The sequence below is a fragment of the Rhodoplanes roseus genome (assembly GCF_003258865.1).
Lineage (GTDB): Bacteria > Pseudomonadota > Alphaproteobacteria > Rhizobiales > Xanthobacteraceae > Rhodoplanes > Rhodoplanes roseus.
This window is the reverse complement of sequence record NZ_NPEX01000551.1, coordinates 1-1,537: the sequence shown is the minus strand read 5'-3', so window position 1 is coordinate 1,537 and position 1,537 is coordinate 1. Positions and strand designations below refer to the sequence as shown.

1 protein-coding gene is annotated in these 1,537 nt (G+C 69.1%); it reads left to right on the top strand.

What is annotated here, in order from left to right; translation table 11 throughout:
• Positions 1-136: 136 nt before the first annotated feature.
• Positions 137-1,504, top strand: coding sequence for a TrpB-like pyridoxal phosphate-dependent enzyme (locus tag CH341_RS31170; protein ID WP_111423557.1), 1,368 nt, complete (start codon positions 137-139; stop codon positions 1,502-1,504).
• Positions 1,505-1,537: the final 33 nt, after the last annotated feature.

Sequence of the window (1,537 nt, the reverse complement as noted above, 5' to 3'; positions counted from 1 at the left end):
GCCGCAAATTCAGAATCCACGGAGGCCCCCCTCACCCGCTTCCTCGCTGCGCGAGGAACCACCCTCTCCCGCGAGGGGAGAGGGTGAGGCGCCGAGCCGCCACCCATTCGAGTTCAAGAAACGAAAGACCCGACGCATGACCGACACGTTCAAGTATCTGCTGCCCGAGGACCGCATTCCGCGCGCCTGGTACAACATCGTCGCCGACCTGCCGAAGCCGCCCCCGCCGGTGCTGCATCCCGGCACGGGCAAGCCGATCGGCCCCGACGATCTCGCCGCCATCTTCCCGATGGAACTGATCCGGCAGGAGGTCGCGACCGAGCGCGAGATCGAGATCCCGGAGCCGGTGCGGGAGATCTACAAGCTGTGGCGTCCGGCCCCCCTGCATCGCGCGGTGCGACTGGAGCGGGCGCTCGATACGCCGGCCCGCATCTTCTACAAATACGAGGGGGTCTCGCCGGCCGGCAGTCACAAGCCCAACACGGCGGTGGCGCAGGCCTTCTACAATCGCGAGGCCGGAATCCGGAAGCTCGCGACCGAGACCGGCGCCGGCCAGTGGGGCTCGTCGCTCGCCTTCGCGGGGTCGCTGTTCGGCCTCGAGGTGAAGGTCTACATGGTCAAGATCAGCTACCAGCAGAAGCCCTATCGGCGGGCCCTGATGGAGACCTACGGGGCGACCTGCATCCCGAGCCCCTCGACCGAGACGGCCGCCGGCCGCGCCGTGCTGGCGGAGCATCCCGACTCGCCCGGCAGCCTGGGCATCGCCATCTCCGAGGCCGTCGAGGTGGCGGCCCAGAACGCCGACACCAACTACGCGCTCGGCAGCGTGCTCAATCACGTCGCCCTGCACCAGACAGTGATCGGGCTCGAGGCGATCGAGCAGATGGAGATGGCGGGGTTCTGGCCGGACGTCGTCATCGGCTGCGCCGGCGGCGGATCGAACTTCGCCGGCATCGCATTCCCGTTCCTCGGCAAGAAGCTGCGCGAGGGCAAGGACGTCCGTGTCGTCGCGGTGGAGCCGGCGGCGTGCCCGACGCTGACGCGGGGCACCTACTCGTACGACTTCGGCGATATCGCGCATCTCACCCCGCTGATGAAGATGCACACGCTCGGCTCGTCCTTCGTGCCGCCCGGCTTCCACGCCGGCGGCCTGCGCTATCACGGCATGGCGCCGATGGTGAGCCACGCCAAGGAGCTCGGCCTGATCGAGGCGCGCGCCGTGCACCAGAATCCCTGCTTCGAGGCGGGCCTGCTGTTCGCCCGCAGCGAGGGCATCGTTCCGGCGCCGGAATCGACCCATGCGGTGCGGGCCGCCATCGACGAGGCGCTGGAGGCGAAGGCCGAGGGGAAGCCGCGCACCATCCTGTTCAACCTGTCGGGTCACGGCCATTTCGACATGCAGGCGTACACCGACTACCTGTCGGGCAAGCTGGAGGACCGCGACTACGACGCGGCGGCCCTCAGGGCCTCGCTCGACGCCCTGCCGCAAGTCGCGGCGGAGTAGAACCGGTCCGGGCGGCTGCCCCAAAGGCAGCCG

What these genes read in the sequence shown, in the direction of transcription:
- CH341_RS31170 (WP_111423557.1), top strand. Translation starts at nt 137, where the DNA reads ATGACCGACACGTTCAAGTATCTGCTGCCCGAGGACCGCATTCCGCGC.